This is a genomic window from Streptomyces sp. NPDC050121 (assembly GCF_044460385.1).
Classification (GTDB): Bacteria; Actinomycetota; Actinomycetes; order Streptomycetales; family Streptomycetaceae; genus Streptomyces; species Streptomyces soliscabiei.
In genome coordinates, this window is record NZ_JBITJV010000054.1 from 24,599 (window position 1) to 42,375 (window position 17,777).

The following is a 17,777-nucleotide window of genomic DNA, read 5'->3' on the forward strand; positions in this document are numbered from 1 at the left end:
GGACAGACTGACGTCATGAACACCAACACGAAGAGCGACGGCAGGGATTCGAGGGCGCGCGGCATGGCCCTCGCCGCCGCACGGGGACTCGTGCTGGCCGTCGTGGCGCTTCCGTCGGCCGTCCTGTGCTTCACCCTCTCCCTGGTCTCGCTGGCGCTGATACCGATCGGGGTCGGGCTCGTCACCACGCCGTGGGTGGTGAAGGGGGTGCGGGCCTACGCCGACCGGCGGCGCTCGCTCGCCGGACAGTGGGGCGGGGTGCGCATCGCGTCGGCGTACCGGCCGCTGCCCGACACCGCCAACCCGTGGACGCGCACCGCCGCGTTGTTGCGGGACCCGGCGACCTGGCGGGACCTGCGGTGGCTGCCGGTGGACATGACGGCCGGGTTCCTGACCGCGCTCGCGCCCACCGTTCTGGTCCTCTATCCGCTGGAGGGGTTCGCGCTGGCGGCCGGGCTGTGGCGGGTCCAGGGCGCCTCCGACGGCCCGTACTGGTACACCTTCGTGCCGGTCAGCGGGCAGGTCTCCGCGTTCGCCGCCGCCGCTCTGGGCGCGGTCATCCTCGTCTTCGCGTACCGGTACGCCGTGAGCGCGTTCCAGGGACACTTCCGTCTCACCCGGGCCATGCTCACCCCCAGTCAGGCCGAACTGGCCGAGCGGGTGCGGGTGTTGACCGAGACGCGGCGGGACGCCGTGGACACCTCCGCCGCCGAGCTACGGCGCATCGAGCGGGACCTGCACGACGGCGCCCAGGCCCGGCTGGTCGCGATGGGCATGGACCTCGGCACCGTCGAGATGCTCCTCGACAAGAACCCGGGGAAAGCCAAGGAGCTGCTCGCGCAGGCCCGTCAGTCGTCCGCCGAGGCGCTCGCCGAACTGCGCGACCTGGTGCGCGGCATCCACCCGCCGGTGCTGGCGGAACGTGGACTGGGCGACGCCGTACGGGCGTTGGCGCTGCGGCTGCCCCTCGCGACGGAGGTGACCGTGGAACTCCCGGGCCGGGCCGAGGCGCCCGTGGAGTCGGCGGCCTACTTCGCGGTGAGCGAGGTGCTCACCAACGCGGTCAAGCACTCCGGCGCCGACCGGATCTGGATCGACCTGCACCACACGGACGGCCATCTGCGGATCTCCGTCACCGACAACGGCAAGGGCGGTGCGGTCATCGGGTCCGGGTCGGGCCTGCCCGGCATCGAGCGGCGACTGGGTACATTCGACGGCGTCCTGGCCGTCAGCTCCCCTGCCGGCGGTCCCACCATGGTGACCATGGAGATCCCTTGCGTGTTGTCCTAGCCGAGGACCTCTTCCTGCTGCGGGACGGTCTCGTCCGGCTGCTGGAGGCCTACGACTTCGAGATCGCCGCCGCCGTGGAGAGCGGGCCGGAACTGGAGCGGGCCCTCGCCGAACTGGAGCCGGACGTCGCCGTCGTCGATGTCCGGCTCCCGCCCACGCACACCGACGAGGGCCTGCAGTGCGCCCTTCAGGCCCGCCGCGAGAAGCCGGGGCTGCCGGTGCTGGTCCTCTCCCAGCACGTCGAACAGCTGTACGCGCGAGAGCTGCTCGCCGACGGCAGCGGCGGGGTCGGCTATCTGCTGAAGGACCGGGTGTTCGACGCGGAGCAGTTCGTGGACGCCGTACGCCGGGTCGCGGCGGGCGGTACCGCGATGGACCCGCAGGTGATCCAGCAGCTGCTGGCCCGGCGCTCGGGCGACGGCCAGGGGCCGGTGGACCGGCTCACTCCACGCGAACGGGAGGTCATGGAACTGATGGCGCAGGGCCGGTCGAACGCGGCGATCGCCGCCAAACTGGTCGTCACCGAGCGAGCCGTCGCCAAGCACACCGCCAATATTTTTCTGAAGCTGGGTTTGGAGGTCTCCGACGACGACAACCGCAGGGTACTGGCGGTGCTGGCCTATCTGGACCGGGACCGGTGAGCACCGCAACTGGTGTGCGCTGTGGGGGCGTTGGGGCCGGTTTGTCGTACGGACCTCTCATCAATTTCTGAGAAGGCTGAACACCTCTGGGGCGACGTTCGTAAGTGAGGGGGCAGCTTCACTCCTGTCGGGCGCCTCGATGCTGCCCCGCAAGGAAGTCAGAGGAGTTCAGATGGGACGCAACACACGTAAACGCCGTTCGTCGATGGGCACGAAGGCCCTGGCAGCATCGGCGGCCCTTGCGCTCGGCGGGGGCGGGCTGATCTGGGCGAACTTCTACGCCTCGGCGGACGATTCGAACAACTCGGGTCAGAACTCGACCTATGCCGCCACCGCGGCCGCGCAGGTCGCCACCATCTCCTGCCCCGATGTCGGGCAGAAGTTGACGAACGTTCCTGACCGGGCCAAGCAGGGTGTCGCGACCGAGCTCGCGAACCTCGACAAGCAGATCACCGAGGCCTACGCCCGGCTCGCCTCCACGCGCCAGGCACAGGCGAACGACCCCGGGTTCGTGCAGAACGCGATCGTCGGCCCCCTCAAGGAGAAGCGGGGCGCCACGATCGACCGGATCCGGATCGACATCCAGCGTGTCGGCGGCCAGTTCGACAACCAGCTGAGCCAGCTCGCGGCCTGCACCACGCAGGGGGCGAACAACACCAACGCCGGCCAGGCCGGCGGCCAGCAGCAGAACGGCGGCCAGAACAACGGCGGCCAGAACAACGGCGGCCAGAACAACGGCGGCCAGCAGAACGGCGGTCAGCAGAACGGCGGCCAGAACAACGGCGGCCAGCAGAACGGCGGCCAGAACAACGGCGGCCAGCAGCAGAACGGCGGCAACGGCGGTCAGGCCGGCAACGGCCCCGTCGCGTCGGACTTCGTCGACATCACGAAGGTCCAGGCGAACGTCAAGGCCAAGCCCCGCAAGAACGGCCAGGCCTCGAACGGCACGTTCAGCGTGTCCTGCGGCGTGAACGCGAACAAGAACTTCAACACCGACAACGTGATCGTGGCGCCCGGCGTGACCAACGGCGCGCACCACACGCACGACTACGTCGGCAACCAGAAGATCAACGCCTTCTCCAGCAACAACACGTTCCTGCAGGGCGGGACCAGCTGCCAGAACAAGAGCGACCTGTCGTCCTACTACTGGCCGGTGCTCCGTCTGCAGAACGGCACCCAGGAGTTCGACCAGAACAAGGACGGCGGCGGCAAGGAGGGCAACGTCGGCAAGATCCTGACCGCCAAGCAGGCAGAGATCAAGTACGTCGGCAGCCCCACCAGCAAGGTCGTCGCGATGCCGCAGTTCCTGCGGATCATCACCGGTGACGCCAAGACCACCACCAACGGTCTGGCGAACGCCAACGCGCACTGGAGCTGCACCGGCTTCGAGAACAAGGTGCAGCTGACCGAGCAGTACCCGATCTGCCCGCAGGGCAGCAGCGTGGTCCGCTCGTTCGCCTTCCAGAGCTGCTGGGACGGAAAGAACATCGACAGCGCCAACCACCGTTCGCACGTGGCCTTCGCCGACGCCAACGGCAACTGCCAGAACGGCTTCAAGGCGATCCCGCAGCTGACGATGCGTCTCATCTACGACGTTCCCGCGCCGGTCATCCAGAACGGCCAGGTGAAGAACGCCTACGCGGTCGACGGCTTCCCGGAACAGCTCCACAAGCCGTCCACCGACCACGACGACTTCATCAGCATCACGAAGAACAACCTGGCGAACAAGATCGCCAACTGCGTCAACAGCGGCCAGCGCTGCCAGTGACACAGTGACGGAATGAGAGAGCCGGCGGTGGGAGATCCCACCGCCGGCTCTCTGCTGTCCGGAGAAGAACCAGAGTTCAGTGACCCGCGTGCGCGGAGTGATCGGTCCCCTCCTCGATGTCCCCGCCGAGCGTGGTGCGCAGCGCGGCGACCGTGTCGTCCTCGCCGACGGCCACCCACTTGCGGCCGACGAGGTAGTGGCCGCCGTAGTCCTTGGCCGTGTTGATCCACTCGCGCAGTCCGCGGTCCGTGGCGAACGTGGCGAGAACGAATTTGCCGTCGGCGTTCTTGCAGATGGCCTGGCGGATCTCGTCCGCGTCGGTCTGCATGTCCGGTGCGCACTTCACGTCGGCGGCCAGTTGCTCCAGGCTGCCGGTCGCCACCTTGGGGATGGACGCCTCGGCCTTCCCGGAGCCGCCGGTCGCACATCCCGTCAGCAGCAGCGCCGCCGCGGCGGCCGCCGCGGCGAGCGTCGGTCGGGTCATCTTCATCTGTTCCTCCAAGCGAGAGCCTCGTCCTGGATACGGCTCCGGCGCACGGTCCGCTCAAAATACCGGCGCCCCACCGGGCACGCCTGTGCGAAGGTGTACCGGTGCACCAAGACTGGGAAGATCGCGTGACCGCCGCCTGGGCCACCTTCGACGACTATCCCGAGGAGCGGGCGGCCGAGTTCCGGGCCGTCGTCGACGCCCTCGTCGCCGAACTCCCCGAGGACAGCCCGCTGGGCCTCTTCGAGCGGGCCTGCGCCTGGGACTCGACCGGCCACAGCGACAGGGCGGCGCCCCTGTACCGGGAGGCGATCGCCCGCGGGCTGAGCGACGTGAGCGGCTACAAAGGCCGCCGGGCGAAGATCCAGCTTTCCAGCTCCCTGCGCAACATCGGACAGGCCGAGGAGGGCGTCAAACTCCTCACCCCCGAACTGGACGGCCCATCCGACGAGTTGGACGACGCCGTGCGCGCCACCCTGGCGCTGTGCCTGTCGAGCCTGGGCCGCGACCGGGAGGGCCTGTCCCTGGTCCTCGGCGCGCTCGCGCCCCATCTGCCGCGCTACCAGCGCTCGATGGCGAACTACGCGAAGGCGCTCGTTCAGGGCTGAGCCGCCCGGCGGTGACCATCCATGGCGTCACTCGTTCTGCTGGACGTGCAGTCACAGGATGTCGCCCCGCGCCCCGCACCCGGTTCCGCCACCGACCTGAGCGTCGACGTCGAGCAGGCCGAGGCCGCGCTCGTCGAGCACTACCCGCGTCTGGTCCGGCTCGCCTATCTGGTACTGCCGCCCGGCCTCGGCCGCGGTCGCCGCGTTCTGACCGCCCACGCCCTCGCCCAACGCGCCCTGCCCCGGCGCCGCGCCTGCGCCCCCGTCATCCCGGCCCAGTCCACCGGCCGGGACGGCGACCCCGGATACGCCTACGTCCGCCTCCAGGTGGTGCGTACGGCGCTGGAGGCGGGGCTGCCGCTGACGCTGCGGGCGTGGCCCAAGCGCGCGCAACTTCCGCCGCTGCTCCCCCAGGTGTGGGGACTGCGGCTCTTTCCGCGCTCCGGCGGCGCCGACGAACTCGCCCTGGACCAGCGCCTGTCCGCCCTGTCGGGGCCCGCCCGGGCCGCCTATGCCCTGCGTGGCCTGGAGAAACTCCCCGACGGCGATGTGCGCGAGGTCCTGGCCGAGGCCGGCGTCGAGGATGTGGAGGCGGCCCTGCGCGAGGCCGGCCGGCTCCCCGCCGCGCAGTACGCGCTACTCGACTCCCCCGAGTTCGACGCCTGCTCGCTGCAGGCCCGCCCCACCGATCTGATGCGCCGCCGCCAGCACAGCAGGGCGGCGCTCGCCGCCGTGGCGGCCCTCGCGGTGTGCGGTGCCCTGGTCGCGCTGCCCGGCGGCGGCTGGGGACCCGACGGGGCGGCCGCGCCGGTGTACGCGCAGAACCCGGCCGCCGAGGCCGCACTCGACCCCGGGCGGCTGGTGAAGGTCTCCCCCGCCGCCTGGAAGACCTCGGCGCGCACCGACTTCTCGGCCTGGCCCGCGCGCGGGCCGCTCACCGGCGACGCCGCGCTGCTGCGCCGCGCCCTCGCGGTCTGGGCCCGCCCCGGCGAGAAGGTCCGCGTCTCCGCCACCCCGGAAACCCCCTTCGGCGGCCCCGCCGGACCGCCGCAGCTCCTCTACGCGGGCGACGTCGACAACGCGCGCGTGGTGATCCTCTACGACGGTCTGCGCATCGCCCGCTACGCCGAGCCGAGGGACGGCACGGCCGGGGCGGCCCTGGACTTCGCGCGGGTCGACGGCGCGACCGGCGCCGAGGCGAGCGCGCTGGTGCTGGAGCGGGCCGACGGCAACGTCCGCTATCTGACGGCCCCCTGGGTGACGAAGGCCGGCGAGCGGGACCTGTCGAAGCCGGGCGCCGGGGTGATGGAGCTGGCGCTGACGGACGGGATCACCTCGCCGCTGGCCAGTCCGGCCACCCAGACCGGCGCGTGCACGACATGGAACGTGCTCCAGCTGACGGACGCCTCCGGCGCCCACCTCCTCAGCGACCTCGGCGAACTCGTCCCCGCCCGCCTCACCGCCGGCCGCCCGACCGCACCGAAGGAGGCGACCGGTACGGAGGCGCTGCGGACCTGGGCGCCGTTCGCCTGCTCGCTGGCCGACGCGCGCGGACAGGGCGTACGGACGGTCAACGCGTGGGCGTACACCCGCCAGCAACTGCCCGACACGTGGGGGTCGGCGGCCTGGGTGTGCACCCGCGCCGAGACCTGGCGGGGCGACGGCAGCCGGGTGCTGGCCCAGTTCCACACGCCGGGCGGGCTGTTCGGGGCGGCCGTGGCGAAGGCCGGGGATGTACCGGCGTGCGGGCCGCGCGACCCGCATGTGCTGGCCGGGGTGCTGTGGAAGTCGAAGGGCGGCGACTGGTACCTGCTCGCGGCCGGCGACAAGGACACGGCATCCATCCGGTCCACCGGCGGGGTGCGGGGGTCAGGGCAGGGCAACCACCTGACGGTCCCCGCGAAGCAGGGCGCTCAGGCCGGCCTGAAGGGCAGGCTGACGGACGGACGGTCGATCAGCGGCCTGCGCTGACGCGGAGCGCGAAAAGTGACGGATCAGGGTGAACACCAGGGCCGGTCCCGTCCATTCGGGGCCGGATTCGATCGGTAAGGTGTTCGCATGACTACCGGGGTTCGTCGCAGAATGGGAGTCGAGGAGCGTCGGCAGCAGCTGATCGGCGTCGCCCTCGAACTGTTCGCCCAGCGTTCGCCCGACGAGGTCTCCATCGACGAGATAGCCGCGGCCGCGGGCATCTCGCGCCCCCTTGTCTACCACTACTTCCCCGGCAAACTCAGCCTGTACGAGGCCGCGTTGAAGCGGGCGTCGGAGGATCTGGCGGGCCGGTTCGCCGAGCCGCACGAAGGACCGCTCGGCGCCCGGCTGCTGCGGGTGATGCGCCGGTTCTTCGACTTCGTCGACGCGCACGGCCCCGGCTTCTCCGCCCTGATGCGAGGCGGCCCGGCGGTCGGCTCCTCGACGACGAACGCCCTCATCGACTCCGTACGCCAGATCGCCTACGAGCAGATCCTGTCGCATCTGGCCATCACCGATCCGCCGCCGCGACTCGAACTGATCGTCCGCTCGTGGATCTCGCTCGCCGAGTCGACCGCGCTGATCTGGCTGGACGGGCGGCGCATCCCGCGCGAGGAGCTGGAGATCCAGCTCGTGCGCGACTTCGCCGCGCTGACCGCCGTCAGCGCCGCCTACGACGACGAGGTGCGCGCGCTGCTGCGCCCCGTGCTGGGCGGCGAGCCGGCCGACGGCCCCTTCGGCGACCTGGTCACCCGGCTCATCGCCCTCGCCTCATGAGCCACCTGATTCAGCTGAATCAGCTGGGTCAGCTGGGTCAGCTGGGTCAGCTGGGTCAGCTGGGTCAGCTTTCGTACTTGCGGTAGGACGGGTCGAGGTCGCGGACCTCGGCGGAGGCGTGCAGCACGAAACCGTCGCCCGTCACGTGCTCGCGCAGCAGTTCCAGCACGGTCTCGGTCAGCTTCGTCTTCGTCTCGTCGGTGCGGCCGGCCAGAAGCCCGAGCGTCACGTGGACGACCGCGTGTCCCAGCTCCTCGGGCTCGTCGTAGCCGAACGCGGTGAAGGGGGCGGGACGGAACAGGGTCTTGCAGGCCTCCGGCTTGGCGGCCGCGATCTCGACCACCGAGGTGTGCAGGGCCCGCGCGAATCCGGCCAGGTCGAAGGCGGACGCCATCGTGGCCGAGTAGTCGACGGTGATCTGCGGCATGAACACTCCCCTGCTAGGACGAAAACTGGGCTCAGCCTAGTTCGTCAGCCTCAGGGCCAGCATGGCGATGTCGTCGTCACGGTCGTGTCCGAAGTGGGTGAGGAGGGTGTCGCAGAGGGCGTCCAGGCCCGGCATGGCGCCGGTGGCGGCCGCGCGGAGGTGCTCCATGGACACCGCGAGATCGGTGCCCCGGGTCTCTATCAGACCGTCGGTGACCATGAGGAGCCGGTCGGTGGGCTCCAGGAACAGTTCGGTGGGCGGGGGGTGGGGCACGCCCAGGCCGAGCAGCGGGCCGGCCGCCTTGGCGTAGTCGGCGCTGCGGTTGTCCCGGACGATCAGCGGCGGGAGGTGGCCCGCGTTGGCGATGCGGGCCCGCCCGGTGCCGGGGTCGAGCAGCACCAGGCAGACGGTCGCCGTGACCTCGGGGTGGTAGCGCTGGAGCATCCGGTCGAGGCGCTCGGCGAGCACCGCCGGGTCGCTCTCGTCGACGGAGTAGGCGCGCAGCGCGTGCCGGATCTCGACCATCACGGTGGCCGCCTCCAGCGAGTGCCCGACGACGTCGCCGACCGCGGTCAGTACCCCGTCCTCGGTGCGCAGGGCGGCGTAGAAGTCGCCGCCGATCTCGGTCTCCCGCGACGCGGGCACATAGCGGACGACGACGTCGACGCCCGGCAGCTCGGGCAGCCGGTGCGGCTGGGGCAGGAAGCTGTGCTGCAGGGTGAGGGCGACATGCCGCTCGACCTGGTACATGAGCAGCGGCTCTGCGGCGAGGACGGCGGCCTGCGCGAGCCGCGCCAGCAGGGACTCCTGCTCGGGGTCCACCCGGCGGACCTCGCGGGTGGGCGTGGCCAGGCACACCGCGGCCCGGCCGTCCTGGGTGGGGATCAGCACCAGCCGGGCGTCGTGCTGCACCCCCGGCCGGAAGAACCCGGCGGGCCACAGCGGCGCGGCCACCGTGGTGATCCGCACCCCCGCCTGCCCATGGGCGAGGCGGCGCAGCAGGGCGGTCACGGCCCGGTGGGCGCCCGCGTCCGGCAACGCGAGCGAGGTGCGGTTCCGGGAAACCCCGCGGTACAGGTCGTCGTCCGGGCCGAGGACGAACGCGGCGGCGGGCGTGCCGGTGAGCCGCGCGGCGCCCTCGGCGGCGGCGTCGGCGAGTTCCTGCGGGGACCGCGCCGCCTGGATGGTGACGACCGTCTCGGACAGCGAGGCCAGCCGCCGCGCGGCCGCCTGGTCGTCGGCCCGCAGCCGGGCGGCCCGCACCGCGGCCCGGACCACCGCGTCGATCTCCTCGGGCGCGGCGGGCATCGCCAGATGGGCCTCGCCGCCCGCCTCCAGTCCCTCGGCGCGGTCGCCCGGGGCCGCCTCGCCGGCCGAGAAGTGCACGACGGGCAGAGAGGCCATGTGCGGCCGGGCCTTGAGCCGACGGCACAGTTCGAAGCCGCTCATGTCGGGCAGGCCGACGTCGACGAGGGCCACGTCCGGCAGAGTGCCCTTGCGCAGCCGTACGTCCAGCTCGACGAGCGCCTCGGCGCCGGTGCCGACCGCGACGACCTGGTGGCCTGCCCGGCGCAGCACGGCGCCCAGGGCGAACCGTCCCGCCGCCGTCGGGTCCACGACGAGCACGGTCGCGTCGGTCCGTCTGCCGCTGACGTCCATGTGCCAACTCTCGGACTCGCCGATGGAGCAGGCCTGGTTCAAGGCCTGCTCCACCAAGGTAATGCCCTTGTCCAGGGCGTGCTCCCAGGTCGTGCTTCTAGGGCTTCGTGCGCGAGAACACCGCCACGGTCCGGGCCGGCACGGCGAAGGTGCCCGATTCTGCCTCGTACGACGAGGACTTGACGGTGGTGTCCGTGCCGGACGCCTGCGCGGGGTGCAGCCGGTATCCCGTGCCGGCGAGCGTGCCGACCGTCTGCTTCTGTGCGGTCGGCGTCGCGTTGAACACGACGACCAGGTCACCGAGTTCCATGGTGATGACGCCGGGCGTCTCGTCCTTTCCGGACAGCGGGAAGGACAGCGCCGACTGCACCTGCGGGGCCGTCCGGAGGGAGAACGCCGGCTCTGTGGTGCGGATCCGCAGCAGGTCCTGGTAGGCGGCGGAGGTCGCGGTGATCTGCGGGCAGCCCACGCCGACGGTGGTCAACAGGGGCTTGGCGTAAGGCCACTTGGACGCGTTGTCGGCGGCCGGCGGCAGCCCGCGCCCGAAGCCGTTGCCGGCGGCGCAGTTCCAGTGGATCGCGTTGAACCAGTCACCGCTGTCGAAGGAGTTGCGGTCCAGGGACTTGGAGCGCAGCAGGTCGGTGCCCGCCTGGGACAGCGCGGGCCCCTGGGAGAGGGCGGCGGTGGCCAGGGCGAGGACCTGCATACGGGAGCGGTCGGACGCGGCGGTGCCGGCCGGCAGTTTGTAGGCGAGGGCGTCGAACAGGGACTCGTTGTCGTGCGCGTCGACATAGGCGAGGGCGTCGCCGGGCGCGTCCGCGTAGCCGGCCGGGGCGCCGTTGTAGTCGACCTCGGCGCCGGTGACGTCATGGCCGTCGGTGTCGGTGAAACGGTAGGCGGCGAGGTTTCCGGAAAGGCCGACCTTGATGAGGTCCTGGTAGTGCAGCAGTCGCGCCTTCTGCTGCGCCGAAGTGCCGTTCACGGTGGAGGAGTTGGGGTCGGTGTAGAGACCGGACGCGAAGCCCTGGACGCCCGGGTCCTCGTCGAAGGGGCCGCCGCCGCGCACGGCGTCACGGGCGCGGTCGGAGAAGGTCGCGATACCGGTTTTGGCCATGTTCTTCTGCGTCGCCTGCACGAACCGGGCGTCGTCGGCGACCTCGCCGAAGTTCCAGCCCTCGCCGTACAGGATGATCTTCTTCCCGTCGACGCCGTCCTTGGCGAGGGTCAGCGCGTCGAGCGCGCGCCGCACCGCGAGGATGTTGGCCTTCGGGTGGTGTCCCATGAGGTCGAAGCGGAACCCGTCGACCTTGTACTCCTTGGCCCAGGTGACGACCGAGTCGACGACCAGTTTGCCCATCATGGCGTTCTCGGTCGCCGTGTTCGCACAGCAGGTGCTGTTGGCGACGGACCCGTCGGCGAGCAGCCGCTGGTAGTAGCCGGGCACGACCTTGTCCAGGACGCTGGTCGCCGCCTGGCCGCTCGCCGCGGTGTGGTTGTAGACGACGTCCATGACGACCCGCAGGCCGTCCTCGTTCAGCGACTTGACCATCGTGCGGAACTCGGCCGTACGGGCCGTGCCGTCCGGGTCCCTCGCGTACGAGCCCTCGGGGACCGTGTAGTGGTACGGGTCGTATCCCCAGTTGTAGGCGTCCTTCGCGGCGGTCTTCGCCACGCACTCCTGCTGCTTGTCGGAGTCGGCCGGATAGGAGGCGAGGTCGCAGTCGGGGGTCGCCCGGTCGGCCTTCTTCTCGGGGACCGTGGCCATGTCGAAGGCGGGCAGCAGGTGGACGTACGACGTGCCCGCCTTGGCGAGCTCCCGCAGGTGCTGCGAGCCGTCGCTGTTCTTGTCGGCGAAGGCGCGATAGGTGCCCTGGTCCTTGGCCGGCACGCTGGTGTCCGCGACGGAGAAGTCCCGGATGTGCAGTTCCTGGATCTGGGCGTCCCTCAGCGGTACGGCCTTGGGCTTGGCCAGGCCCGACCAGCCGCTGGGCGCGAGGGATCTGTCGTCGAGGTCGACGACCAGGCTGCGCGCGGAGTCGGCGGTGAGGGCCACCGAGTAGGGGTCGGTGACCTTGTTGACGACGACCTTGCCGACGCTGGGCGCCCACACGGTCACGACGTACCGATAGGGCTTGTTCTTCCAGGACGCGGGGCCGGTGACGGACCAGACGCCGGTGGTGTCGTCGCGCCGCATGGCGACGGTGGAGCCGTCGAGCTCCAGTGCCATTTTCTGTGCTGTGGGGGCCCAAACGGCCAGCGTGGGACGGTCGTTGTGGAAGGTCGGGCCGAGGCGTGCTCGGGTCGCGCCGGCGTAGAGGTCGTCGAGCACGCCCGCGATCTGCACGCCCGTCGCCGCCGGCACCGCGCCGTTCACGGCCCGTTGGGAGGCGACGAGCTGACCGCTCAGGGCCTCACGCACCCGGTCCCGGTCCCGAGGGTCGACGGACCAGGCGGTGTAGGCCTTGAGGTGCGGGTACTTGGCCTTCTGGGCGTCGGTGAGGGCGGTCTTCGTCAGCCGCAGCCACCTCGCGGCCCCGGTGAGCCTGCCGTCCGCGACGGCGATCGAGCCGTCCCGGCTGTACAGCAGCTGGGTGGAGGCGGCGGCGTCGGAGCCGTTCCAGGCGACCGTGTTCCGGTCGATCCAGACCGCCTTGGACGTCGTCAGGTCGAGGGCCGCCGCCGAACCGGCCGGCTGCGGCAGCAGGTGCTTCTCCTGGCCGTTCAGCAGCCACACCTCGTGGCCGCTCGCGGTGAGGTCCAGCGACCGGTCGGTGGGAAGGTCCTTGTCGTCGCCCTTGTGGAGGATGTAGCTGAGGCTCGTGGCACCGGCGGTGAGCGGCACTTCGAAGACGGCGCCGTAGGCGTCGGTCCGCACCGGCTTCAGCGGGTTCGACCACTCGGTGGGGTTCGCGGCGCCGGTCCAGACGTGCAGACCCCAGCCGTCGTAGTTCCCGTCGGCGCGGTGGTAGTGCAGGACGGCCTTCGTGGCGTCCTGCGCCGGAAGGTCGTCCGGCTTCTGTGTCCGTACGGTGTCCTTGCCCTGCTCGATCCAGACCTCGCCGGTCTTCGTGACGTCGATCGTGCGGTCGGTGGAGACGTCCTTGTCGCCCTGCTTGTCGATGACGAGGAAACCGACGTTCGACGCACCCGGCTTCAGCTTGACGTAGGCGAAGGCGCCGTACGCGTCACGGCCGACGAAGGGATGACTGTCCGGCCAGGTGGTCGCCTCGCCGTCGGCCAGGTCGCCCCAGGCGTACAGGCCCCAGTCGCTGTAGTCGCCGTCGGTGCGCTTGTAGTGGACGATCGCGTAGTCGCGGGAGGAGGCGGTGGGGGTCTCCTCGGCGGGCGGGGTACCGGTGGCGGAGCCGGCGGTGGCACTCGCCGTGCGTCCGGCCGCGTCGACGACAACTGCCTTGTAGCGAAGGGCGGTTCCGGCCGGCACGTGCTTGTCGATGGTCTGTGTGACCTTGTAGGGGGCGTGGTCGGCGGAGCCGAGGGTCTGCCACCTGCCGTCGCCGACCTGGGCGGCGAAGACGACCCGGTTGAGCTGCCCTCCTCCCCCGACCTCGGCGCTCAGCTCGACCGTTGCGGTGGCGCCGGCGGCGGGGGCGTGGAGGGCGAGGGTCGGCTCGGCGGTGGGGGCGGGCGGCTTACGGGCGGCCTTGAGGACGATGGCCGAGTCCGCCGGAACGGTTACCGTGATTTTCTTGTCGGCGCCGGCAGTGACTGTTGCCCGTGTGCCGTAGATCCCGCGGAACGCCGTGTTCGCGGTACCGGTTTCGAAGGTCGCTTGCGTCGTCGTGGCCGCGTTGTTGAAGGCGACGACGTACTCGGTGGTGTCCTTGCCGACGCCGTTGCGGGAGAAGGCGTAGACGCCGGGGCCGTCGGCCGCGTAGCGCTCGGTCTGGACGCCGTCGGTGAGGGCGGGGTTCGCCTTGCGCAGCCCCGCGAGGGCGCTGATGTGCCGGTAGAGCGGGGCGCCGGTGTCGTAGGCGTCGCTCGCGTGGGTGCGGTCGGTGCCGATCTCGTCGTCGTCGAGGTAGTCGGCCGTCCTGGACGCGAACATCGTCTGGCGGGCGTCCTTGTCGCCGCCGGAGCCGGTGAAGCCCTGCTCGTCGCCGTAGTAGACGACCGGGTTGCCGCGGCTGAGGAACATCAGCTCGACTGCGAGCTTGTCCTTGGCGAGGAGCTGGGCGTCCGTGGCCCTGGGGTTGTCCTGCTTCAGGAAGTACCCGATGCGACCCATGTCGTGGTTGCCGAGGAACGTGACCTGCTCGTACGCGTTGGCCTTGTCGGTCGTGTACTTGTAGTCGTCGGCGAAGACCGAGGCCAGCCTGCGCGCGCTGCCGCCCTGGGAGGCGTAACTGCGCGCCGCGTCCTGGAACGGGAAGTCGAGCGTGGCGTCGAGGCGGCCCTGTGTGACGTACGGGGACGTGATCGAGGTGTCGGCGGAGTAGACCTCGCCGAACATGAAGAAGTCGTCCCGGCCCTGCTTGGCCGCGTAGGCGTCGAGAGCCGTCGCCCACTGGGTCCAGAACTCCATGTTCACGTGCTTCACGGTGTCGATCCGGAAGCCGTCGATCCGGAAGTCCCGCACCCACCGCTGGTAGATCTTCTCCATCCCGCTGACGACCTCGGGACGCTCGGTCCACAGGTCGTCGAGCCCGGAGAAGTCCCCGTACGTCGTCGACTCACCGGCGTAGGTCGAGTCGCCGCGGTTGTGGTACATCGTCGGGTCGTTGAGCCAGGACGGGACCTTGGCGTTCCTCTTCGCGGCAGGGACCGTCGGGGTGCGCGGGAAGGAGTCGGCGTCGACGGCCGGAAACTTGCTGCCGCCGTTCGCGCCGGCGGCGCCACCCGCGTAGTCGGCGTCGTCGAAGGGCTCCCCGTCCTTCGTCAGATACGGGAACGCCCCCTTGGAGAGGTAGTCGTAGGACTTCTGCTCGTAGTCGACGACGTCGGCGGTGTGGTTGGTGATGACGTCGAAGAAGACCTTCATGCCCTTGGCGTGCGCCTTGGAGATGAGGGTTGCCAGGTCCTTGTTGGTGCCGAAGTGCGGGTCGACCTGGGTGAAGTCGGTGATCCAGTAACCGTGGTAACCGGCGGAGGCGTTGTTTCCCGTCCCCTGCACGGGCTGGTTCTTGAAGATCGGGGCCATCCAGATGGCGGTGGTGCCGAGGCCCTTGATGTAGTCGAGGCGCTGGGTCAGGCCCTTGAGGTCGCCGCCCTGGTAGAAGCCCTTGTCGGTGGGGTCGTAACCGGTGGTGAGCCGGGATCCGGTGAGACCGCCGGTGTCGTTGGAGGAGTCCCCGTTGGCGAAACGGTCCGGCATGACGAAGTAGAACTGGTCGCGTGTGTCGTCGTGCCGGGCGGGGGCCGCGGCCAGCTTCGCGTCGGAGGGCGGTGGGGGCGGGCTGTCCGCGTGGGCCGCGAGGGGCTGCACGAGGGCTGCGGCGAGCGCGGCGACGGTGACGGCCGCGACCCGTCCGGCTGGTGGTGCGGTGCGGCGCGTCGGGGGCGCCGGCCAACTCGGTATCACAGGCGGGAACTCCTTGCGATGACGGCTCTCTTGGGTCCGACCCCGACGCCGCGGGACGGCTTCTTCCCCGGGCGCCCGCGTGACCGTATCGCCGACGAAAGGTTTACAGCAAGAGGCTTGCAATGCACGGCAAGAACTTTCACGAGGCCCCTTGAGGGGCCCTTCTCGGATTCTCAGCAGGTGCTCTTGCCCGCGTAGATCGCGAGGGCCGTGTTGGCGCCGAGGGTGGCGCTGAACTGCCCGACGGAGTTCACCGTGATCGTCGTGTTGCTCTGTACGTTGCAGTACGTTCCCGCGGGCAGGGAGGTCTGGTACGTGCGCGTCAGACCGCTCGACTCGTGGTTGATGGCGACGTACCCCTTGGCGCCCCGGCCGAAGGCGATCGCGTCGCCCCCGTTGTCCCACCAGTCGCTCATCGCCGCGCCCCGGGTGGCGTTGCGGAAGGCGACCATGCGCAGGATCTCCGGCCAGGCGTGCTGGCACTTCCACCCGTCCCGCCAACAGGCGCTCACCGCACCGCCGTTGGGCGGTCCGGCGTCCGCGTCCGACCACTCGTATCCGGAGTTGACGTCCGGGGCGCCGTAGGGATACGCGAGCATGAAGACGTTGGCGAGCGTGTAGTTCGCCCCGTCCTTGTAGTTGAGGGTCGACCCGTTGCGCTCGGTGTCGTGGTTGTCCACGAACACACCGGCGACGGAGCTGCTCAGGTAGCCCCATCCCTCGCCGTAGTTCTTCAGGTAGGCGAGGTTCTCGTTGTTGAAGACGCGCTTGAGGTCATAGGCGTAACGGAACTCCTGGACGTCCCCGTTCCCGGTGTACTCGGTGGGCTGGACGGCCTCTCCGCTGCCGTAGATGACTTCCTGTTTCAGGTACGCGTTCGGGTTCGTCAGCCGCGACTTGATGTTGGCGAGGTCGGCGGCGTCGATGTGCTTGGCCGCGTCGATGCGGAAGCCGTCGACGCCGAGGGTGAGCAGGTCGTTCAGGTACCCGGCGATGGTCTTGCGGACGTACTCCTCGCCGGTGTCCAGGTCGGCGAGGCCGACGAGTTCGCAGTGCTGGACGTTCCAGCGGTCGGCGTAGTTGGTGACCTGGCTCGTGCAGTCGTCGAAGTCGTAGGAGGAGTACAGCCCGGGGTAGTCGTACTTCGTGTACGAGGACCCCCCGGTCCCGGTGCCGCTGCCCGCCGACATGTGGTTGATCACCGTGTCGACGACGACCTTCACACCGGCCGCGTGGCAGGTGTTCACCATGTTCCAAAACGCCGTACGGTCGCCCAGCCGACCCGCGATCTTGTAGCTGACGGGCTGGTACGACGTCCACCACTGCGAGCCCTGTATGTGCTCGGCGGGCGGGGAGACCTGGACGTATCCGTAGCCGGCCGGGCCGAGCGTGTTGGTGCACTCCTTGGCGACCGAGGCGAAGTTCCTCTCGAAGAGGACGGCGGTGACGTCCTTGACGCCGGGCGGGGTGGCGTACGCCGTGGAGGCGCCGGGGGCGAGGACTGCGGCCGCGGCCGCGGCGAGGGCGAGGGCGCCCGAAAGCGATCTGCTGCTTGCCATGTGGGGAGTTCCTTCTCCATTGAAGGCTCTTGCTGAAATCTTTCAGAAACCTTGCGGTGGCGTGATGTTAAGGGCCCGGTGGCCAAAAGGGCAGCGGTGTGCGTGAAAGATCTGCAAGAAAGTCAGGGAGTGACGTCCCGGGCGCGCGCTACTGGCACCGCGGGCACCACACCGTTGCGCGCCCCGCCGTGCGGGTCCGGCGCAGGGGGCCGCCGCAGCGCGGGCAGACGGGGTGCGGGTCGTCGCGGTGGCCGGTGAGCCAGGAGTCCCGGGGCGGGACGCGGCCGGCGGTGACCGCGGAGCGCAGGGTGCGGCGCATGTGGGTGTACAGGTGGCCGAGGTCGGCCTCGTCGAGTTCGCTCGCCCGGCTGGTGGGGCGCAGTCTCGCGCGCCACAGGATCTCGTCCGCCAGCAGATTGCCGAGGCCGGCCAGGACGCTCTGGTCGGTGAGGACGGTCTTGACGCCGCCGCGGTGTGCGGTGAGCGCGGCGTCGAAGTCGTCGCAGTCCACCGTCAGCGCGTCCGGGCCCAGGCCGCCCAGCAGCCGTGCGACCCCGCACTCGTCGTCGGCCAGCCACAGGCCCCGGAGTTTGCGCTGGTCGCGGTAGCGCAGCTGCCGGTCGCGGGCCACGGTGAACAGGACGCGGTCGTGTGCCTCGGCCGGGTCGTCGGGGTCGGCGCAGAGCAGTTGCCCGGTCATGCCGAAGTGCAGCATGAGGGTGGGGCCGCCGGTGCGGGCGAGCAGCCACTTCCCGTGCCGCTCCGGTTCGGTGAAGCGCCGGCCCTCCAGCGCGTCGCGCAGCCGCCGCACGCTCACTTCGTGCAGCACGCCCGTGTCCAGCACCTCGACGTGCTGGATCGTCCTGCCCTTCGCACAGTCCCGGAGCACCCTCCGGAATCCCTCGACGTCCGGCAGCTCGGGCATGGCGCACGTCCTCCCTCGCACCAGGGTCCACCGGCCCGGCGAACGGGCCGCGGCCCCCTCAGTCCATGGTGGCTTCTGGCCGCCCGCGGTGCAGTACGAAGGCCCGCCGTTCCCAGGAGAGCGCGA

The 17,777-nt window shown here is 70.5% G+C and carries 12 protein-coding genes; 6 read left to right on the forward strand and 6 right to left on the reverse strand.

The window, feature by feature from the left end; genetic code table 11:
- Nucleotides 1-15: 15 nt before the first annotated feature.
- The 3 genes from ACIBTS_RS44205 (at nucleotide 16) to ACIBTS_RS44215 (ending at nucleotide 3,699) form a co-directional block, all read left to right on the forward strand.
- Nucleotides 16-1,290: a sensor histidine kinase gene (locus tag ACIBTS_RS44205; protein WP_399326908.1), complete on the forward strand. Its 1,275-nt coding sequence runs from the start codon at nucleotides 16-18 to the stop codon at nucleotides 1,288-1,290.
- Complete coding sequence (locus ACIBTS_RS44210) at nucleotides 1,275-1,931, forward strand: LuxR C-terminal-related transcriptional regulator (protein WP_399326910.1); 657 nt, start codon at nucleotides 1,275-1,277, stop codon at nucleotides 1,929-1,931. Before ACIBTS_RS44205 ends, ACIBTS_RS44210 begins: the two co-directional genes overlap by 16 nt.
- Nucleotides 1,932-2,103: 172 nt before the next feature.
- A complete protein-coding gene (locus ACIBTS_RS44215; RefSeq protein ID WP_399326912.1) occupies nucleotides 2,104-3,699 on the forward strand; it encodes a DUF1996 domain-containing protein in 1,596 nt (531 codons plus the stop codon).
- Nucleotides 3,700-3,775: 76 nt separating this feature from the next.
- Here the strand turns inward: ACIBTS_RS44215 and ACIBTS_RS44220 are convergent, their stop codons facing one another.
- Complete coding sequence (locus ACIBTS_RS44220) at nucleotides 3,776-4,189, reverse strand: hypothetical protein (protein WP_319340435.1); 414 nt, start codon at nucleotides 4,187-4,189, stop codon at nucleotides 3,776-3,778.
- Nucleotides 4,190-4,272: 83 nt separating this feature from the next.
- On the opposite strand from ACIBTS_RS44220, the gene ACIBTS_RS44225 reads away from it, so the two are divergent.
- The 3 genes from ACIBTS_RS44225 to ACIBTS_RS44235 all read left to right on the forward strand — a co-directional run bounded on the left by ACIBTS_RS44225 (nucleotide 4,273) and on the right by ACIBTS_RS44235 (nucleotide 7,542).
- Nucleotides 4,273-4,794, forward strand: coding sequence for a tetratricopeptide repeat protein (locus ACIBTS_RS44225; protein ID WP_399326935.1), 522 nt, complete (start codon nucleotides 4,273-4,275; stop codon nucleotides 4,792-4,794).
- A gap of 45 nt (nucleotides 4,795-4,839) precedes the next feature.
- Nucleotides 4,840-6,765: a hypothetical protein gene (locus tag ACIBTS_RS44230; protein ID WP_399326937.1), complete on the forward strand. Its 1,926-nt coding sequence runs from the start codon at nucleotides 4,840-4,842 to the stop codon at nucleotides 6,763-6,765.
- An 87-nt stretch (nucleotides 6,766-6,852) separates the two neighbouring features.
- Nucleotides 6,853-7,542 (forward strand): TetR/AcrR family transcriptional regulator, encoded by a 690-nt coding sequence (locus ACIBTS_RS44235; RefSeq protein ID WP_399326914.1) that lies wholly within the window; start codon nucleotides 6,853-6,855, stop codon nucleotides 7,540-7,542.
- Between the two features lie 64 nt (nucleotides 7,543-7,606).
- Here the strand turns inward: ACIBTS_RS44235 and ACIBTS_RS44240 are convergent, their stop codons facing one another.
- The 5 genes from ACIBTS_RS44240 to ACIBTS_RS44260 all read right to left on the reverse strand — a co-directional run bounded on the left by ACIBTS_RS44240 (nucleotide 7,607) and on the right by ACIBTS_RS44260 (nucleotide 17,651).
- A complete protein-coding gene (locus ACIBTS_RS44240; RefSeq protein WP_319672906.1) occupies nucleotides 7,607-7,969 on the reverse strand; it encodes an isomerase in 363 nt (120 codons plus the stop codon).
- 36 nt (nucleotides 7,970-8,005) lie between these two features.
- Nucleotides 8,006-9,628 carry a SpoIIE family protein phosphatase gene (locus tag ACIBTS_RS44245; protein ID WP_399326939.1) on the reverse strand — a complete coding sequence of 541 codons (1,623 nt, stop codon included), beginning with the start codon at nucleotides 9,626-9,628 and terminating at the stop codon, nucleotides 8,006-8,008.
- Nucleotides 9,629-9,725: 97 nt separating this feature from the next.
- Nucleotides 9,726-15,167: a pullulanase-type alpha-1,6-glucosidase gene (gene pulA / locus ACIBTS_RS44250; protein ID WP_399326916.1), complete on the reverse strand. Its 5,442-nt coding sequence runs from the start codon at nucleotides 15,165-15,167 to the stop codon at nucleotides 9,726-9,728.
- A 173-nt stretch (nucleotides 15,168-15,340) separates the two neighbouring features.
- On the reverse strand, nucleotides 15,341-16,726 hold the full coding sequence (locus ACIBTS_RS44255; RefSeq protein WP_399326918.1) for an alpha-amylase family protein: 1,386 nt from the start codon (nucleotides 16,724-16,726) through the stop codon (nucleotides 15,341-15,343).
- 148 nt (nucleotides 16,727-16,874) lie between these two features.
- A complete protein-coding gene (locus ACIBTS_RS44260) occupies nucleotides 16,875-17,651 on the reverse strand; it encodes an Fpg/Nei family DNA glycosylase (protein ID WP_399326920.1) in 777 nt (258 codons plus the stop codon).
- Nucleotides 17,652-17,777: the final 126 nt, after the last annotated feature.